Source organism: Oleiphilus sp. HI0086 (genome assembly GCF_001635225.1).
Map to the genome: position 1 here is coordinate 1 of NZ_LWFZ01000540.1, position 747 is coordinate 747.

The window sequence follows — 747 nt, forward strand, 5'->3', positions numbered from 1 at the left end:
CGCCATAGATTTGGCCGAGCACGCATACTATTTTTGCTCTGGTGAAAACAAACTTCGATTCGAGATTATCCTGCTCATCGACCAGGGACTTTCGCAAGAAAAATTAGAAGCTCAGATTCCTACTACGCATCATAAAGTATTAAAACAGTACCAAAATCTAATAAAACGTAAGGGCACTCTTGCAGCATTTGACCTCACTGCAAACAATCTCAAAGCTTGCTTACAACAAATTGAATAGTTTTTTATTTAAAGTGTTGACTTGGTCGAGCCTCTTCTCTAGTATACGCGCCACTTCGACGGAGAAGCAGTTGCGTCCCCTTCGTCTAGAGGCCTAGGACACCGCCCTTTCACGGCGGTAACAGGGGTTCGACTCCCCTAGGGGACGCCATTTTCCTTCTTAACTTCTCCAATACCTCTCGAATACTTCCAAGAACTTAGTCTCCCCCTAGATATAGATACCAACCCAATCTTTTTACGTTTTTTTGCACCATTTTCCACCTGTTTTTACCCGCGTCAACTAAACTGCTTATAGACAAACTACGCGCCCAACTTATCCGAACAAGTTTTGGTGCGATTTAGGGATTTTCTATTGAGACAAAGTATGACCGATAAAAACGACGTATTACTTGCCAGACAACCAATTTACGACCGTTCAAAAACAGTCACTGGTTACGAGCTACTCTTTCGCAGTGAATGCGACACCCCCATTAGTAGCTTTGATGGCAACCTAGCAACGTCACGGGTTTT

Annotated in this window: 1 protein-coding gene and 1 tRNA gene; both read left to right on the plus strand. The window is 43.5% G+C overall.

The features are described 5' to 3' along the window. Window positions 1-238, plus strand: a 238-nt coding sequence (locus A3756_RS28645) for a hypothetical protein (RefSeq protein ID WP_231875497.1), incomplete at its 5' end; no start/stop codon positions are given. 74 nt (window positions 239-312) lie between these two features. Beyond that, window positions 313-388, plus strand: a tRNA-Glu gene (locus A3756_RS06565). The last annotated feature ends 359 nt before the right edge of the window (window positions 389-747 follow it).